This is a genomic window from Acidiphilium sp. AL, from assembly GCF_025499445.1.
GTDB classification, from domain to species: Bacteria; Pseudomonadota; Alphaproteobacteria; order Acetobacterales; family Acetobacteraceae; genus Acidiphilium; species Acidiphilium iwatense.
Map to the genome: position 1 here is coordinate 56,527 of NZ_JAIMBZ010000017.1, position 15,697 is coordinate 72,223.

Annotated in this window: 18 protein-coding genes and 1 pseudogene; 7 read left to right on the forward strand and 12 right to left on the reverse strand. The window is 64.8% G+C overall.

Features of this window, described 5'->3' with window-relative positions:
* Positions 1–113 precede the first annotated feature (113 nt).
* A complete protein-coding gene (apaG, locus tag AiwAL_RS11535; RefSeq protein WP_235705819.1) occupies positions 114–542 on the forward strand; it encodes a Co2+/Mg2+ efflux protein ApaG in 429 nt (142 codons plus the stop codon).
* 75 nt (positions 543–617) lie between these two features.
* Positions 618–1,256, forward strand: coding sequence for a GTP cyclohydrolase I FolE (folE, locus tag AiwAL_RS11540; RefSeq protein ID WP_262312724.1), 639 nt, complete (start codon positions 618–620; stop codon positions 1,254–1,256).
* A 21-nt stretch (positions 1,257–1,277) separates the two neighbouring features.
* Here the strand turns inward: folE and AiwAL_RS11545 are convergent, their stop codons facing one another.
* Both AiwAL_RS11545 and pyc read right to left on the reverse strand, forming a co-directional pair.
* Positions 1,278–1,802: a hypothetical protein gene (locus AiwAL_RS11545; RefSeq protein ID WP_262312725.1), complete on the reverse strand. Its 525-nt coding sequence runs from the start codon at positions 1,800–1,802 to the stop codon at positions 1,278–1,280.
* 82 nt (positions 1,803–1,884) lie between these two features.
* Positions 1,885–5,328, reverse strand: coding sequence for a pyruvate carboxylase (gene pyc / locus AiwAL_RS11550; protein ID WP_235705816.1), 3,444 nt, complete (start codon positions 5,326–5,328; stop codon positions 1,885–1,887).
* 179 nt (positions 5,329–5,507) lie between these two features.
* Here pyc and AiwAL_RS11555 point away from each other — a divergent pair, with 179 nt between their 5' ends.
* Positions 5,508–5,786, forward strand: coding sequence for a type II toxin-antitoxin system ParD family antitoxin (locus tag AiwAL_RS11555; protein WP_235705815.1), 279 nt, complete (start codon positions 5,508–5,510; stop codon positions 5,784–5,786).
* Entirely contained in the window at positions 5,783–6,100 is a 318-nt protein-coding gene (locus tag AiwAL_RS11560) for a type II toxin-antitoxin system RelE/ParE family toxin (RefSeq protein ID WP_235705814.1), read from the forward strand. Before AiwAL_RS11555 ends, AiwAL_RS11560 begins: the two co-directional genes overlap by 4 nt.
* A gap of 80 nt (positions 6,101–6,180) precedes the next feature.
* Here the strand turns inward: AiwAL_RS11560 and gltX are convergent, their stop codons facing one another.
* Positions 6,181–7,515, reverse strand: a complete 1,335-nt coding sequence (gene gltX, locus AiwAL_RS11565) for a glutamate--tRNA ligase (RefSeq protein WP_235705813.1) — start codon at positions 7,513–7,515, stop codon at positions 6,181–6,183.
* Between the two features lie 89 nt (positions 7,516–7,604).
* Here gltX and AiwAL_RS11570 point away from each other — a divergent pair, with 89 nt between their 5' ends.
* Positions 7,605–8,807, forward strand: a complete 1,203-nt coding sequence (locus AiwAL_RS11570; protein WP_407932569.1) for an MFS transporter — start codon at positions 7,605–7,607, stop codon at positions 8,805–8,807.
* On the opposite strand, the gene AiwAL_RS11575 is transcribed toward AiwAL_RS11570, so the two are convergent.
* Together AiwAL_RS11575 and AiwAL_RS11580 are read right to left on the reverse strand one after the other, a co-directional pair.
* Positions 8,796–10,148 (reverse strand): NRAMP family divalent metal transporter, encoded by a 1,353-nt coding sequence (locus tag AiwAL_RS11575; protein WP_235705812.1) that lies wholly within the window; start codon positions 10,146–10,148, stop codon positions 8,796–8,798. The two genes, AiwAL_RS11570 and AiwAL_RS11575, sit on opposite strands and share 12 nt — an antisense overlap.
* On the reverse strand, positions 10,145–10,348 hold the full coding sequence (locus AiwAL_RS11580) for a hypothetical protein (RefSeq protein WP_235705811.1): 204 nt from the start codon (positions 10,346–10,348) through the stop codon (positions 10,145–10,147). The genes AiwAL_RS11575 and AiwAL_RS11580 overlap by 4 nt, the downstream gene beginning before the upstream one ends.
* Positions 10,349–10,488: 140 nt before the next feature.
* On the opposite strand from AiwAL_RS11580, the gene mntR reads away from it, so the two are divergent.
* Complete coding sequence (gene mntR / locus AiwAL_RS11585; protein ID WP_235705810.1) at positions 10,489–10,938, forward strand: manganese-binding transcriptional regulator MntR; 450 nt, start codon at positions 10,489–10,491, stop codon at positions 10,936–10,938.
* Positions 10,939–10,955: 17 nt separating this feature from the next.
* On the opposite strand, the gene AiwAL_RS11590 is transcribed toward mntR, so the two are convergent.
* The 6 genes from AiwAL_RS11590 to AiwAL_RS11615 all read right to left on the reverse strand — a co-directional run bounded on the left by AiwAL_RS11590 (position 10,956) and on the right by AiwAL_RS11615 (position 14,613).
* Positions 10,956–11,381 (reverse strand): type II toxin-antitoxin system VapC family toxin, encoded by a 426-nt coding sequence (locus AiwAL_RS11590; protein ID WP_262312726.1) that lies wholly within the window; start codon positions 11,379–11,381, stop codon positions 10,956–10,958.
* Positions 11,378–11,611: a type II toxin-antitoxin system Phd/YefM family antitoxin gene (locus tag AiwAL_RS11595; protein WP_235705808.1), complete on the reverse strand. Its 234-nt coding sequence runs from the start codon at positions 11,609–11,611 to the stop codon at positions 11,378–11,380. Before AiwAL_RS11595 ends, AiwAL_RS11590 begins: the two co-directional genes overlap by 4 nt.
* A gap of 122 nt (positions 11,612–11,733) precedes the next feature.
* Positions 11,734–12,615, reverse strand: coding sequence for a phosphatidylcholine/phosphatidylserine synthase (locus AiwAL_RS11600; RefSeq protein ID WP_235705807.1), 882 nt, complete (start codon positions 12,613–12,615; stop codon positions 11,734–11,736).
* Positions 12,612–13,304, reverse strand: coding sequence for a phosphatidylserine decarboxylase (locus AiwAL_RS11605; protein ID WP_408851575.1), 693 nt, complete (start codon positions 13,302–13,304; stop codon positions 12,612–12,614). The genes AiwAL_RS11600 and AiwAL_RS11605 overlap by 4 nt, the downstream gene beginning before the upstream one ends.
* 47 nt (positions 13,305–13,351) lie before the next feature.
* Positions 13,352–14,311, reverse strand: coding sequence for a CPBP family intramembrane glutamic endopeptidase (locus AiwAL_RS11610; RefSeq protein ID WP_262312727.1), 960 nt, complete (start codon positions 14,309–14,311; stop codon positions 13,352–13,354).
* Between the two features lie 77 nt (positions 14,312–14,388).
* Positions 14,389–14,613: a hypothetical protein gene (locus AiwAL_RS11615; protein WP_235705804.1), complete on the reverse strand. Its 225-nt coding sequence runs from the start codon at positions 14,611–14,613 to the stop codon at positions 14,389–14,391.
* Between the two features lie 147 nt (positions 14,614–14,760).
* On the opposite strand from AiwAL_RS11615, the gene AiwAL_RS11620 reads away from it, so the two are divergent.
* Positions 14,761–15,462, forward strand: coding sequence for a YafY family protein (locus AiwAL_RS11620; RefSeq protein ID WP_235705803.1), 702 nt, complete (start codon positions 14,761–14,763; stop codon positions 15,460–15,462).
* Positions 15,463–15,572: 110 nt separating this feature from the next.
* Here the strand turns inward: AiwAL_RS11620 and AiwAL_RS11625 are convergent.
* Positions 15,573–15,697: pseudogene (locus AiwAL_RS11625) on the reverse strand (IS5/IS1182 family transposase); the annotation flags it as partial.

The window sequence follows — 15,697 nt, forward strand, 5'->3', positions numbered from 1 at the left end:
TTTCAGAATCAGAAACCACACTGGAAGATGTTGATTTGCTAGTGTTCTATCGTTTCGGAAATTCGGAGAACGCTTCCGGCAACTCAAACGAATTTCCGAAACGGAACACTAGAATGACTATCAAGCGACTTGCGGAGCCGAACGATGTCTTTTCACGGGAGACCGCCGGGATCAGGGTGACCATCCGGGCGTTTTTCCTGGAAGACGAGTCGCGCCCGGAATCCCGGCATTTTGTCTGGGCCTACAAGGTGCGCATCGAGAATAACGGGCCGCTCACGGTGCAGTTGTTGCGGCGGACCTGGACCATCACCGACGCGCACGGCCATGTCCAGCAGGTCCACGGGCCGGGAGTGGTCGGCGAACAGCCGGTGCTCGATCCGGGCGATGCGTTCGAATATACCTCCGGCACCCCGCTGGAGACGCCGTCCGGCTTCATGAGCGGGATATTCCACATGATCGCGGTGGATAGCGGCGAAAAGCTCGATGTCGCCACGCCGTCGTTCAGCCTCGACAGCCCGCATGGCGATCTGCGGCTGCATTGAGGTTGCGGGATTGCCGGTTTAGACCATATGGCAGGGTGGCTGCGGCGTTCGAGCGGCCTGATTGGGAGATCGGACGTGGATATTGAAACCCCGAAGGACGCGCTGAATCGCGAGGCCGGCCTGAAGCGGCCGAGCCGTGCCGAGGCCGAGGCGGCGATCCGCACCCTGATCCGCTGGGCCGGCGACGACCCGGCGCGCGAGGGGCTGCAGGACACGCCGGCCCGCGTCGCGCGGGCCTACGAGGAGTTCTTCCGCGGCTATGCCGAGGACCCCGAAGATATCCTGACCCGCACCTTCGAGGAAATCGAGGGGTACGACGAGATGATCGTGCTGCGCGACATCCGCCTCGAATCCCATTGCGAGCACCACATGGTGCCGATCGTCGGCGTCGCGCATGTCGGCTATCTGCCCGACAAGCGCGTGGTGGGGATCAGCAAGCTCGCGCGGGTGGTGGATGCCTACGCCAAGCGGTTGCAAATTCAGGAAAAACTGACCGCGCAGATCGCCAACACGATCAACGACGTGCTGCAGCCGCGCGGGGTCGCCGTGGTGATCGAGGCCGGGCACGAATGCATGTCGACGCGCGGAGTTCACAAAACCGGGGTGGCGATGGTGACCAGCCGGATGCTCGGCGCGTTCCGCGACAACCCATCCACCAGGCGGGAGTTCCTGGCAATGATTTCGAACCGGCGGAGCGTGACGGTTGAGACGTAAGCCGAATTCAGGATTGCCGGTTCAGCCGAATTCGATTTTCAGAGACGCGTTCACAAGGCCCGGAAACGATATGCCGCCTTCGATCGACCAGGATTTCGGCGTCAGCAGGCTCTGGATGATTTTCCAGATCGATGCGGCGATTCCGCCGAGATAGTTCAAAAGATGGGACACCCAGCCAGGCGTTGCCAAAGCCATTGTCGGCGGGGTGGGTAACCCGCTGGAAGTAAGGGTTGGCGGCATCGTGAATCTCAATTGCAGAAGCTCGATTTCCGCCGTTTTCGCGAGGATCATCGCGTGCGCCGATACAAGGCCATTCAATTTTTTATCGGCGCCCTGACCTTTGACTGTGGTGAGTAATTCAAGAAGATTATTATTAAATTCATCAAATTTCAATGATTTATGGAATTGCCGCTCCGCCTCAGCCCGGACGTATTGTTCACCGTTCTGGGGTTGGATCAGAGAAATCACGCAGTCAATCGTCGTTTCGATCGACGCCAGAGCTTTTTCATCGAGGATAATTTTCCGTTCTTTATCGGGCTGTTCCATTGGTTGCCTCCCCGCAACAGATGAACGATCATATCATTCTTACATTGGATCGGGAGAAAAATATTCACCGGGATTCACGTCGTTATCCAATCTCCACTAGCAGATCCTTCGCGTCCACCGCCTCGCCGGGCTTGACGTGCAGCGCCTTCACCGTGCCGTCGCGCGGTGCGGCAATCCGGGTCTGCATTTTCATCGCCTCGATCGCGATCAGGGCTTCGCCCTGGGCGATGTTCTGGCCCTCGCGCACCAGGATGGTGGCGATGGTGCCGGGCATCGGCGCGCCGATTTCATGGTCCTTCGCCTCGTCGGCCTTGCGCCGCGCCGCCCGCGCCGGGGTGACCGCGCGGTTCGGCACCTTCACCACGCGCGGCTGGCCGTTGAGTTCGAAAAACACCCGCGCATTGCCTTCCTCGTCGGTTTCGCCGATCGCCTGTAGGCGCAGAATCAGGGTCTTGCCGGCCTCGATTTCGATGGCGATTTCATCGCCCGGCTGCATACCGTAGAAAAACACCGGGGTGGGCAGCACCGCGACCGGCCCATAGGTGCGCCGCGCCGCGCGATAGGCGGCATAGACCTCGGGATACATCGCATAGGCGGCGAGATCGTCATCGGTGATCGCGCCCTCGCAGCGCGCGGCGGCGCGGGCGCGCATCGCGTCGAGATCGGCGGCGGCGAGCAACGAGCCGGGGCGGACGGTATAGGGTTGCTGGTCGTGCAGCGCCTTGGCCTGCAGCAGGCTGGGCCATCCGCCGGGTGGCTGGCCGAGATCGCCGCGCAGCATGTCGACCGCCGAGGCGGGAAAGGCGATTTCCCGCGCCGGGTCGAGAATGTCGGCGACGCCGAGATCCTGTGCGACCATCATCAGCGCCATGTCGCCCACCACCTTGGATGAGGGCGTGACCTTGACGATATCGCCGAACATCATGTTGACGTCGCGGTAGGTACGGGCGATGTCGTGCCAGCGCTCCGCGAGGCCGAGCGAGCGCGCCTGCTCGCGTAGATTGGTGAACTGGCCGCCGGGCATTTCGTGGAGATAGACTTCCGAGGCGCCGGATTGCAGATCGCTCTCGAACGCGGCGTATTGCGCGCGCACCGCCTCCCAATAGAAGCTCAGGCGGCGGATGATCGCGGGATCGAGTCCGGTATCGCGCCCGGTATGGCGCCAGGCTTCGACCAGCGAGCCGAGGCAGGGTTGCGAGGTGAGGCCGGACATCGGGTCCATCGCGGCGTCGATCGCATCCGCCCCGGCTTCGACCGCCGCCAGCACGGTCGCCGCCGAAATCCCCGAGGTGTCGTGGGTGTGCAGATGGATCGGCAGCGCGGTCGCATCGCGCAAGGCGCGGACCAGAACGGTGGCGGCGGAGGGTTTCAGCACGCCGGCCATGTCCTTGATCGCGATGATGTGGCAGCCGGCGGCTTCGAGCTGCCTGGCGAGATCGACATAGTAGTTCAGCGAATATTTGGCGCGTTCGGGGTCGAGGATGTCGCCGGTGTAGCAGATCGCGCCTTCCGCGAGCTTGCCGGCCTCAAGCACCGCATCGATCGCGACGCGCATGTTCTCGACCCAGTTGAGGCAGTCGAAAACGCGGAACAGGTCGATGCCGCCGGCGGCGGCCCGCTGGACGAAGAAGCGCACCACATTGTCCGGGTAGTTGGTATAGCCGACGCCGTTGGCGCCGCGCAGCAGCATCTGCAACAGAATGTTAGGAGCGGCAGTGCGGATTTTTGCCAGCAGCTCCCACGGGTTTTCGTTGAGAAAGCGCATCGCGACATCGAAGGTGGCGCCACCCCAGCATTCGAGCGAGAACAATCCGGGCAGTCCGGCGGCATAGGCGGGTGCGGCGGCGGCGATGTCGTAGCTGCGCATCCGCGTCGCTAACAACGATTGATGGGCGTCGCGCATGGTGGTGTCGGTGACCAGGACGCGCGATTGCGCGCGCATCCATTCGGCGAAGCCATTCGGGCCGAGTTTGTCGAGGAGTTGCCTGGTGCCGTCGGCGGGTTTGGCGGCGATGCGCGGCGCGTCCGGCGTGCGGGCATGGGCCGCTGGGCGCTTCTTGCCGCGCGTTTCGGGATGGCCGTTGACGGTGACGTCGGCGACGTAACGGAGCAGGCGGGTGGCGCGGTCGCGGCGTTTCGGCAATGAAAACAATTCGGGCGTGGTGTCGATGAAGCGGGTGGTGTAGTCGCCGGCCTGAAACGACGGATGGGTGAGCAGGGCTTCGAGAAACGGCAGATTGGTGGTGACGCCCCGGATGCGGTATTCCCGCAAGGCGCGGACCATGCGGGCGATGGCTTCTTCCGGCGTCGGCGCCCAGGCAGTCACTTTTTCCAACAAGGCGTCATAGAAGCGGGTGACCACGGCGCCGGAATAGGCGGTGCCGCCGTCGAGCCTGATGCCGAAGCCGAACGCGCCGCGATAGGCGGAGATGCGGCCGTAATCGGGGATGAAATTGTTTTCGGGATTCTCGGTGGTGATCCGGCATTGCAATGCGTTGCCGTCGAGCGCGATGGCGTCCTGTGCTGGCACGCCGGTTTCGGGCAGGTTGCCGATATGGCCACCTTCGGCGATGCGGATCTGGGCTTTGACGATGTCGATCCCGGTGACCATTTCGGTGACCGTGTGCTCGACCTGGATGCGCGGGTTGACCTCGATGAAATAGAAGTTGCCGGTGTCACGGTCGAGCAGGAATTCGACGGTGCCGGCGTTTTTGTAGTCGGTGGCGCGGCCGATGTTCAGCGCGGCCTCGCACAGCCCGGCGCGGGTTTCATGATCGAGATAGGGGGCCGGCGCGCGCTCGACGACTTTCTGGTGGCGGCGCTGGATCGAGCAGTCGCGCTCGAACAGATGAACCAGATTGCCGTGGGAATCGCCGAGCAACTGCACCTCGACATGGCGGGCGCGGCGGACCAGTTTTTCGAGATAGACCTCGTCGTTGCCGAACGCGGCCTTGGCTTCGCGCCGGGCGGTTTCGACCTGCTCGATCAGCGTGTCTTCGGCATCGATCGGCCGCATCCCGCGCCCGCCGCCGCCCCAGGAGGCTTTCAGCATCACCGGGTAGCCGATTTCGGCGGCGATGCGTTTGGTGGCTTCGGCATCGTCGGTCAACGGCGGGCTCGCCGGCATCACCGGCACGCCGACCGAGACGGCGAGGTTGCGCGCCGCGACCTTGTTGCCCAGGGTGCGCATGGTCCGCGGATCGGGGCCGATGAACACGATGCCGGAGGCGGCGCAGGCATCGGCGAAATCGGGGTTTTCCGAAAGAAACCCGTAGCCGGGGTGGATCGCATCGGCGCGGGCCTCGACGGCGACGCGCAATACCTCGTCGATCGAGAGATAGGCTTCGATCGGGCCGAGCCCCTTGCCGATCAGATAGGCTTCGTCCGCCTTGAAGCGGTGCAGCGAAAGCTTGTCCTGCTCGGCATAGACGGCGATGGTGGCGATGCCGAGTTCGGTCGCGGCGCGAAACACCCGGATCGCGATCTCGGAGCGGTTGGCGACGAGCAGGCGCTTGAATTTTTTCATGTTTTGCTCCGGGACGGCGAGGAGGGCGGGAATCGCTGCGCCGGCGCAAGCTATTGCGACATAATCTTGCTGGCAAGCCCTTTTGTGCGGTGCGGAAGAAGGAAGGCGCGGAAAAGCCGTTGAAATTGTCCGTCCAGTTTGGTAGGATTTAATCCTACTCATTTCATAGGAGTGGTCCGATGCGTTCGACCCAGCAAATGAGCATCACCCTGCCCAAGGAGATGGCACAACTCATTCGCGCCAAGGTCGCGGCCGGTGAATATGCGAGCGAGAGCGAAGTCATCCGCGACGGACTTCGCACCCTGCTTGCCCGTGACCGAGCCGTGGAGAGCTGGCTGCGCGAACAGGTGGCGCCAGCCTATGACGCACTGAAAGCCGATCCCACACGCGCGATTTCGGTGGGCGATGTCCGCGCTATACTCGCGCGCGAACACGCAAAGGCCAAAGCATCACGGTGAAGACCTGCACGATCGTCTTTACGCCCGAAGCGCAAAGCCAGCTTGCCGCCTTGCACCACCATCTCGCAACGAACGCCACGCCGGATATGGCGGCACGCTATACCGAAGCGCTGATAACGCGTTGTGAATCCCTAGCCACGCTGCCGCGCCGCGCCATTGCGCGCGATGACATCCGCCCAGGACTGCGGATCATGAATTATCGAAAAAGAACAGTCATCGCCTTCAGCATAGAGGCGGATCGTGTCGCGATCATCGGTGTGTTCCACGGCGGGCAGGATTATGAAGCCGCACTTGAACAGGATGAGGGGGAATAAGGGTCATTCCGACCGATTGGGTAGGCTGTTTGGATTGACGCTGTGACGATCAATCTTTTTGTCACCACTCCAATGCGGACCTACCCCGCCGCCCGGTTCAGGCGCGCCAGAGCGCGGGGGCGGCCGATCAAAGGGAGCAGCGCCGCCAGCTCGGGGCCGTGGCTCTCGCCGGTCAGGGCGAGGCGGAGCGGCATGTAGAGCGATTTGCCGCGCGCGCCGGTGGCGGCGGAGATGGCGGTGGTCCAGGTTTTCCAGGTGGTTTCGTCCCAGGGTTCGGGCGGCAGCGCGTCGCGCGCGGCGGTCAGCAGGTCGCGCGCTTCGGGCAGGTTCGGGGTGTCGATGCCGCCCTGAACCACCTCCCACCAGTTGCGCGCTTCGGAGAGAAGATCGAGATTGCCGCGCACCGCCATCCAGAATTCTTCTCCCGCCCCATCCGGCAGGCGGCTGGCGACATCCGCATAGGACAGGCCGTGCAGCACCTTGCGGTTCAGCGCGAGCAGTTGCTTCGGGTCGAAGCGGGGCGCGCCGCGCGAGAAATCGGCGAGGTCGAAGGTTTCGGCGAGTTCGGCGAGGGTGAGCGGTTCGGGGTCGCGGCGCGAGCCGAGCCGTGCCAGATAGCCGGCGAGGGCGCGTGCCTCGATCCCGTCCCGCCGCAGGGTGCGGAGAGAAATACTGCCGGCGCGTTTGGAGAGCTTGTCGCCGGCGGCATCGGAAATCAGCGGCAGATGGGCGAAGACGGGCAGAGATGCGCGCGGCGCCAGGGCGCGCAGCAGGTCGATCTGCACGACGGTGTTGGTGACGTGGTCTTCGCCGCGAATGATGTGGGTGATGGCGAGATCGAGATCGTCCACCACCGAGGTGAAGGTGTAGAGCGGGGTGTTATCGGCGCGGATCAGCACCGGGTCGGACAGGGTGTTCAGGCGGACTTCGCGGCGGCCGAGCACGAGATCGCCCCAGGCGATTGCACCGTCCGACAATTTGAACCGCCAGTAGGGTGTCTTGCCGTTCGCTTCGGCCGCCGAGCGCTGTTCCGGGGTGAGTTTCAGCATCGCGCGGTCGTAGATCGGCGGGAGTTTGCGTTTGGCCCGCTGCGCGCGCTTCGCGGCGAGTTCCTCCTCGGATTCGAAGCACGGGTAGAGCAGGCCGGCGGCTTTGAGCCGGTCGGCGGCTTCGGCGTAGCGGGCGAGCCGGTCCGACTGCTTTACCAGCGAGTCCCATTCGATGCCGAGCCAGCGCAGATCCTGCTCGATCGCCGCTTCGTATTCCGGGCGCGAGCGCTCGGTATCGGTATCGTCGATGCGGAGCAGGAACCGGCCGCCCTGGGCGCGGGCGAACAGGTAATTGACCACGGCTTGGCGGGCGTTGCCGGCGTGGAGGTAGCCGGTGGGCGACGGAGCGAAACGAACATGGACCATGAAAGGCTGGTAGCATGGCTTGATTGCACAGGACGAGAGTGTGCCGCGCCCGATTGTGTCTTATATGCTGACCGATCGGAGGGTTGAGCGTGAGCGCAGTCGTCGGGACCGAGCAGAAATCCGCCAGCCGTGCCGCCATGGCGGTGCTGGTGGGGATCAGTATCTGTCACATGCTGAACGACATGATGCAGGCGCTGCTGCCGGCGATCTACCCGCTGCTCAAGGGCGGGTTTCACCTGAATTTCGCGCAGATCGGGCTGCTTACCCTGGTGTATCAGGTGACGGCCTCGCTGCTGCAGCCGCTGATCGGGCTTTATACCGACGCGAAGCCGAAGCCGTTTTCGCTGCCGGTCGGCATGGGGTTCACCCTGGCCGGGCTGGTCTGTCTGGCGTTCGCGACGGGTTATCCCGAGTTGCTGGGCGGTGCCGCGCTGCTGGGGATCGGCTCTTCGGTGTTCCATCCGGAATCCTCGCGCATCGCGCGGGCGGCGTCGGGCGGGCGGCATGGCTTCGCGCAGTCGCTGTTTCAGGTCGGCGGCAATTTCGGCCAGTCGCTCGGGCCGCTGCTGGCGGCGTTTTTCATCCTGCCGCGCGGGCGGGAAAGCATGGCGTGGTTCGTGCTGGCGGCGCTGCTCGGGATGGCGATTCTGACCGCGATCGGCGCGTGGTTCCGCGCCAACGGGCACGCGAAGCCGCGGGCGCGGGTGGTGGTGCGCGACGATGCGCCGCCGGGCAAAATCATGGTGCCGCTGGCGTTGCTCGCCGTGCTGATGATGTCGAAGTTCGTCTATCTCGCCAGCATCAATTCCTATTACATTTTCTACCTCATGCACCGGTTTCATCTGCCGGTGCAGTCGGCACAGATCGATTTGTTCGTGTTCCTCGCGGCGGCGGCAGCGGGCACCATGATCGGCGGGCCGATCGGCGACCGGATCGGCCGGCGCGCGGTGATCCGGGGTTCGATTCTGGGCGTGCTGCCGTTCACCCTGGCGCTGCCCTTCGCCAACCTGCCGATGACCGTGGTGCTGAGCGTGATGATCGGGCTGATTTTGTCGTCGGCGTTTTCGGCGATCGTGGTCTATGCCAACGAGTTGATGCCAGGAAGGGTGGGTGCGGTGTCCGGCCTGTTCTTCGGCCTGGCGTTCGGCGTCGCCGGGCTGGGTGCGGCAGGGCTGGGCGTGGTCGCGGATTGGACCAGCATCACCACGGTCTATCGGATCTGCGCGTTCCTGCCGGTTCTGGGTATCGCGGCTTTGTGGCTGCCGGACACGGTTCGCGCCTCAACGAAATAGGCTGGGCAGCACCACGGTCGCGGCGAAGCCGAGGCCGCAGGCGATCAGGAACGCGGTGACGCCGATGCCGGCGATATTGCCGGCGAGCCGGTTGCGATAGTCGCCCATCAATTCCCGGTCATTGGCGAGAACCAGAAGGAACAGCAATGCGGGCGGCATCGCGAGGGTGGCCACCACGTTGACCAGGATGACGATTTCCTCCAGCGGCGCGCCGGGAATCAGGGTCAGGCCGCCGGCGGCGCAGGCCGAGCCGAGCAGGACGATATAGAAGGGCAGACCCTCGCGCAGCGGGCTGTTCAGGCTGTGAGCGTGGCCGAGCACCTCGCCGAAGGCATAGGCCGACGAGGTCGAAATGGTGATCGCCGCGACCAGCCCGGCTTCGAAAATGCCGATCGCGAACAAAGCGGCGCCGAGATGCCCGGTATAGGGGGCGATGGCTTCGGCGAATTGCGCGGCCTGGAAATTGCCGGCGCTGATGCCGTGGGTGAACAGCGGCGCGGTCGCCACGATCGCCGCGATGCCGAACAGCGCCGCGAGGACCGAGCCGATCAGCGTGTCGAGCCGCACGGCTTTGAGGTCGTGCGTGGTCAGGCCTTTATCGGCCACCGCGCCCTGCTGGAAGAACAGCATCCAGGGTGTCACGGTGGCGCCGATATCGGCGATCATCAGGGTGATGGTGCCGGGCGTGAAGCCGTTGGGCAGCGGGCCCCAGGTGAGCAAGGCATGGCCGATCGCGCCGGGATCGGGGTGGGCGAACAACGCGACGGGGAGAAAAATCGCGTTGCCCAAGGCAAGGCCCATGGTGATGCGTTCCCAGGTCTTGTAGCGCGAAGTCGAGATCGCGAAGCCGATGACCAGGATGCTGAAGCCGACCGCGACCAGAGGCGGCACGCCGAAAAAGCCGAGACCGGCGCGGATGCCGATGAATTCGGTGACCAGGGTGAGAAAATTGCCGGCGACCAGATCGAGCATCGCGAAGCCGCCCCAGAACCGGCCGAATCGGGCGAAAATCAGCTCGGCGTGGCCCTGGCCGGTCGCGGCGCCGATGCGCGCCGCCATTTCCTGCACGATGAAGCCGATCGCGAAGGTGGCGGCGACGAAGGGCAGGAAAAAGCCGATGCCGAATTGCGCGCCGGTCGCCGCGTAGGAGAGCATGCTCGGCGCGTCGTTCTCGCCGAGAAAGGTGAGAACGCCGGGGCCGGCGAGCAGCAGGAGCAGCCGTACGCCGGACCAGCGCGAACGGCGGCGGCGGATGATCTCGATGACGCGGCGGTCGCGCGCGCGGTCGAAGTCCTCATGCGCGGGGTTTTGCGGTTCGGCCAAGGCCGCATGTCTTTTCATTGCGACAGGCGCAGAAGCACGATTCCGACCACGAAGAGCATGGCGAACACGTAAAGACGCAGGGACCAGAACAGGATGCGCACGCCGAGCGACACCTTCCGGCGCTGCCAGACCGCCATGCGGCGAGCGGCGTATTCCATCGCCTCCCGGTGCAGGGCGCCGTCGTGATCGCGGATAAGGGTGTCAGTCGTTACGCTCATACCAAAGATTATAGCCTTGGCTTTATTTTGGTCAATAGGCATCGGATAATGGTGATGGCGATATTCCATGCGCGCAGAAACCTGTTGGCGTCGCGGCGGCCTTGGTTGTAAGCCGGTCGTCATGAACGGAGCGAGACGCGATGGAAGCCGTGCCGCGGCAAGATGAATCCGGCCTGCCGTCCGAGCCGACCCAGGCGGAGCGGTTCGGCAAGGCGCGGAACGCGCAATCGACCGCTCTGCTGGAGGATTATGTCGAGCTGATCGCGGACCTGCTCGCGATCAACGGCGAAGCGCGGCCGATCGACATCGCGCGGCGGCTCGGCGTGTCGCATCCGACGGCGGTGAAAAGCATCAACCGGCTGAAACGCGAGGGGCTGGCGACGGCGAAGCCCTATCGCGGCGTATTCCTGACCGAGGAGGGCCAGGCGATGGCCGAGCGGGTACGCGCGCGCCACCGGCTGGTGGTGCGGGTGCTGGAGGCGCTGGGCGTGCCGGCGGAAACCGCCGAGGCGGATGCCGAGGGCATCGAGCATTACGTGTCGGATGTTTCGCTGCGGGCGTTCAGCCGGTTCCTGAAGGCGCGGGGGTGATAATCCGCAGGCATCACTCAAAGCAGCGCCGTTTTCACCCCGACCTCGATTCCGGCTGTGCTCAGCCCGCGATCCAGCGTGCAGAGTGTTGCCCCGCATTCACCGCAAATCGCGAGATGCAGCGCATCGCCCGCGCGCAACCCGAGCCCATGCTGGTCGGCGAATCGTGTCGCCGTGCGGAATTGTGCACCGGACACCGGCAGGATCATGAAACTCTCCTGGCTCAGCCGCGCGAACAGCCCGAACGCATCGGCCCGCTGGGCCGCATCGATCTGACCGCCCCGCAGCTTGATCGACAAGGCCGAAGAAAATTCGGTAATCACCCAGTCACTGATCGCCAGATTTTCCGCATCCTGGGCTCCGAGCCAAGTCTGCATCCGCCCCGTCTCCGCCTCGCGCGTCAGCGCCGCGACCAACACCGACGTATCGAGATACAGGATCAATACCGATCCTCATCGCGCATCCGCCGTACAAAATCCCGCGCCGTCTCGGATTGTTTTTTTGCGCCGGCGGTCACCGCGCGCAATGCAGCGATATCGACAGGCTTGCGCGGCTTCGCCACCGCACTGATCTGTGCCACCGGCTTACCCCGCCGCGTGATTCGGATGACTTCCCCGCAAGCCGCCCGCTCGACCACTTCACTCAGATGCGCCTTGGCGTCGGCAAGGCTCATATTGTCTATGGATTTTTCATGACCATCTAGTTGGTCATGTATAGCAAAGCACTGCCACCAAGGCAATCAAATGGTTTGAATCAAGGCAGATGTTTCCCCGAACCTTTGTGCTCGCGGCGTGATTACGACCCGTCCGGGGCCTGATCGGGGTGCAGGCGCGCCTCGGCCTCGGCCTGGAGGCGTTTGAAGCTGCGGTGGCTGAACGGCAGCATGACCAGATAGGCGATGGCGAGCAGAGCGAGGCCGAGCCACGGGTCGGCCATCAGCAATGCGGCGAACAGCACGATGCCGAGCAGCAGGCCGAGCACGTATTCCGGCGGCACCTTGAAATTCTTGAAACTCCAGACCGCGATCGTGGAGACGCAGAGCAGGGCGGTGCCGACCAGAACCACGGCGCTCAGCGCCGGCGCATGGGCGAGGTCGGCGAGCCAGACCACGCGGTGTTCCGCCGATTCGAGCCCGAGATAGATCGGCAGCAATGACAAAGCCGCCCCGGCGGGCGCGGGCACGCCGGTGAAGAAATTATAGGAAAACCGCGAGGGCGGCAGATGAGCGCCCGGCGGGTGCGGCATCGCATCCAGCGCCGCGTTGAACCGGGCGAGGCGCAGCGCCATGCAGGCGGTGAACATCAAAGCGGGCAGATAGCCGAACGCGCCCCATGCATCGAGCGACCAGAGGTACAGGGTCAGCGCCGGGGCGATGCCGAAGCACAGGAAATCGGACAGGCTGTCGAACTCCGCGCCGAAGCGGGATGTGGCTTTGAGCAGGCGGGCGAGCCTTCCGTCCAGCCCGTCGATCGCGCCGGCGACCGCGATGGCGATCACCGCCGCGCCGAAGCGCTGGTCGAGCGCGAAGCGGATCGCGGTGAAGCCGACGCACAGACCTACCAAGGTCAGCAGATTGGGCAGCATCCGGTTGAAGCTCAGTCCGCGCAGCCGGGGCCGGCGCGGCGGGCGGCGGCGCGGCAGAACGAACAGGCCGGGTTGCTTGCCGGTTTCGCTCATATCGCCACGGAGTCGGGGGCCGGCGGGGCGAGATTGGCCAGAACCGTCTCGCCGCCCACCATGCGCTGGCCGACTGCGACCAGCGGCACCGTGCCGGGCGGCAGATAGAGATCAGTGCGGCTGCCGAACCGGATGATGCCGAACCGCGCGCCGGTGACCACCCGGTCGCCTTCGTGGATGTCGCACAGGATGCGCCGCGCGATCAGCCCGGCGATCTGCACCACGGCGATTTCCGCGCCGGATTCGAGGCGGATCGCGATCGCGTTGCGCTCGTTCTGCTCGGATTCCTTGGCGGCGGCATTGACGAAGCTGCCGTGGCGATAGGCGATGCGGGTGACGATGCCGGCCATCGGGATGCGGTTGACGTGAACATCGAGCACCGACAGGAAAATCGCGATGCGCGGCATCGGCGTCAAAGCCAGGCCAAGCTCGGCGGGCGGAATCGCGAGATCGACCAGCACCACGCGGCCGTCGGCTGGGGCGACCACAGCATCGGGGCGTGGCGGCGGCACGCGTTCGGGGTCGCGGAAGAAGAACAGGCAGAACAGGGTGACGATCAGCCCGATCCAGGCGAGCCAGCCGGCGAGGATCAGGCCGAGCACCAGAACGACGAGGCCCGCCGCGATGAACGGAAATCCGGCCCGGTGCGGCGGCACCAGGGAGGCGCGCAGACTGTCGATGATGTCCATGGGCAAGTTATGGCGAGCCGTGGTGCATCGCGCAAGAATGCGACGGTTCAGCCGCGGGCGAAGGTTTTGATCCGCACAGGGCGAAGCAGAATATAGGTGGCGATGGCGGCGAGCGCCATCACGGCGAGGCAGAACACGCTGCCTTCCGGCCCGGTCACGCCGCCGCTGAACCAGATATTGCCGTGCGGCCGCAACTCCAGCATCCGGCCGGCGAAGCGCAGCCCGCTGTCGCGGCTGCCATAGACGAAATTCTCGCTCCAATCCCAGGCCATGTGAAAGCCGATCGCCCACCAGAGCGAGCCGGTCAACCGGATCGCGAGGCAGAACAGCAATCCGGCGGCGGCGGCGGTGAGCAGTCCGATCGGGGTTTCACCGGGATTGGTGCCGTGGATCGCGCCGAAGCCGATTGCGAGCAGGATCGAGGCCGGCCAGAAGCCGGTGCCGCGCGCGAGGGTCCAGAGCAGATAGCCGCGCGCGCTGATTTCCTCGGCGAGGGCGATCAGCAATGCGGCGCCGAGCCATTCCGCGCCATAGCGCAGATCGCCCAGCGCGCCGTGCGCGCCGCGCGAGACGATGTTGTCGCCGGTCGCGATCAGCAGTCCGGCGAGCAGGCCGAGGGCGGCGAAACCGCCGAGCCAGCCGCCGAGGAACAGCCGGGTTTTACGCGCACCGCCGAGGCCGTAGGCGGTGAATCCGGCGCCCTCCAGCCACGCCATTGCGCCGGTTGCCGCGAGGCTGGAGAGCAGCAGCACGGAGTCGCCGACGACGACGGCGAGCGGCGTCAGCGGCGGCGGGTGATGAGGATGATCGATCCCAAGGAGCTGAAACACCCTGAAATGGTGCAGCAGGAACATCCCCGCCGCGATCAGCGTGCCGGCGATGGCGGCGAACAGCACGATGCGCCATCCCGCGCGCACGCCGTCCGCGCCGGTGAAGATTCGCTTGAAAATGCCGCTTTTGCGTCCTGGCATGGCGCGATGGCGGGTGAGACAGCCTCGAAGGCGCATCCTGTCGGTCTCCAGCCGGTTCCGGCCGGATAGACAATCGGCGCGACTGCCGCGTCAAGGTGGCGCGGGATTACGCGTCACAATACGAAAATCGCCGTGTGCGTCATCGCGGCGGCTCCGCCGCCGGCGAGCGCCAGGGCGAGGGCAACGACGAGCATGGCGCCCAAAGCGAAGCCGATCGCCGGGCCGGCAAGCATGGCGAGCCGCATCGCGCCCGGTGCGTCCGGTGCTGCGAACGCATCGGATAACCGGCTTGGCGGCGGTTTCTTGGGAGTGCGGTATTTTACCAGTCTTTCAGTCATGGTGGTGTCCTTGCAAGACAATCATATGCTGGAGCGACCCAAAGCGCCGGCGATGCCGGTGTTTTCCGATTCAGGGACGCGCAGTATAAACCACCCCAATGGCCAGGGGCCTGTCAGTTGCGGCTGCGACGAGGGGAGATGGCAGCCATGCGTAAGGCATCGCGCCTGTTCGAGATCATCCAGATCCTCCGGCTTGCCGGCAAGCCGGTGACCGCCGCCCGGATCGCGGCGGAGCTGGAGGTGACGCCGCGCTCGATCTACCGCGACATCGCCGCCTTGCAGGTCATGCGCGTGCCGATCGAAGGCGGCCGCGGCATCGGCTATATCCTGCGTCCCGGCTTCGATCTGCCGCCGCTGATGTTCTCGATCGAGGAGACCGAGGCGATCGTGCTGGCGCTGGCGCTGCTGGAACGGACCGCCGATGCCGCGCTCAGGAATGCCGCAAAGCAGGTTCGCCAGAAGATCGCCGCCGCCATCCCGCCGCCGCTGCGCCAGGCGCTGGACGCCGGCGCCCTTTACGCCTGGGGTTCGGTGGCGGCGACGCCGGCGGGGATCGATCTCGCCATTGTGCGCCGCGCGATCCGCGACGAGCAGAAGCTGACGATCGACTACCGGGATCAGTTCGGCCGCGCGACCAGCCGGACCATCCGGCCGATCGTGCTGATCTACTACTCGGAAACGGCGACGATCGTCGCGTGGTGCGAATTGCGCCGGGGCATCCGCAGTTTCCGCGCTGACCGGGTGATCGGCAGCGTGCTGGACGGCGAATTTTTCCGCGGCGAAGGGGCCGGGCTGCGGAAGGAGTGGGTCGCGAACTGGGCGGCGAAACGGGGGCTCGCGGCCGACTGAAATCGCTGCTAGTGTGGTGGTTCTGAAGTTCCTACGTATGTGCGGCGGTGCGTTTAGGAACTTCAGAACCAAAAACCACACTAGAATCATATGTTTGCTAGGGTGTGGTGTCAATTAAGCCAGATAGCGGTGGCGGTGAGGTGGACGCCTGCGAGGAAGTTTCTGGCGGTTTTGTCGTAGCGCGTTGCAATGGCGCGGAATTGCTTGAGTTTGGCAAGGAAGTTCTCGATCAGGT

Coding starts and splice junctions, on each gene's coding strand:
- AiwAL_RS11595 (WP_235705808.1), bottom strand. CDS start 11,611: ATGAGCCTTGCCGACGCCAAGGCGCATCTGAGTGAAGTGGTCGAGCGG.
- AiwAL_RS11615 (WP_235705804.1), bottom strand. CDS start 14,613: ATGACTGAAAGACTGGTAAAATACCGCACTCCCAAGAAACCGCCGCCA.
- AiwAL_RS11580 (WP_235705811.1), bottom strand. CDS start 10,348: ATGAGCGTAACGACTGACACCCTTATCCGCGATCACGACGGCGCCCTG.
- AiwAL_RS11610 (WP_262312727.1), bottom strand. CDS start 14,311: ATGCGCCTTCGAGGCTGTCTCACCCGCCATCGCGCCATGCCAGGACGC.
- gltX (WP_235705813.1), bottom strand. CDS start 7,515: ATGGTCCATGTTCGTTTCGCTCCGTCGCCCACCGGCTACCTCCACGCC.
- apaG (WP_235705819.1), top strand. CDS start 114: ATGACTATCAAGCGACTTGCGGAGCCGAACGATGTCTTTTCACGGGAG.
- AiwAL_RS11555 (WP_235705815.1), top strand. CDS start 5,508: ATGCGTTCGACCCAGCAAATGAGCATCACCCTGCCCAAGGAGATGGCA.
- AiwAL_RS11600 (WP_235705807.1), bottom strand. CDS start 12,615: ATGAGCGAAACCGGCAAGCAACCCGGCCTGTTCGTTCTGCCGCGCCGC.
- AiwAL_RS11605 (WP_408851575.1), bottom strand. CDS start 13,304: ATGGACATCATCGACAGTCTGCGCGCCTCCCTGGTGCCGCCGCACCGG.
- mntR (WP_235705810.1), top strand. CDS start 10,489: ATGGAAGCCGTGCCGCGGCAAGATGAATCCGGCCTGCCGTCCGAGCCG.
- AiwAL_RS11620 (WP_235705803.1), top strand. CDS start 14,761: ATGCGTAAGGCATCGCGCCTGTTCGAGATCATCCAGATCCTCCGGCTT.
- pyc (WP_235705816.1), bottom strand. CDS start 5,328: ATGAAAAAATTCAAGCGCCTGCTCGTCGCCAACCGCTCCGAGATCGCG.
- AiwAL_RS11545 (WP_262312725.1), bottom strand. CDS start 1,802: ATGGAACAGCCCGATAAAGAACGGAAAATTATCCTCGATGAAAAAGCT.
- AiwAL_RS11575 (WP_235705812.1), bottom strand. CDS start 10,148: ATGAAAAGACATGCGGCCTTGGCCGAACCGCAAAACCCCGCGCATGAG.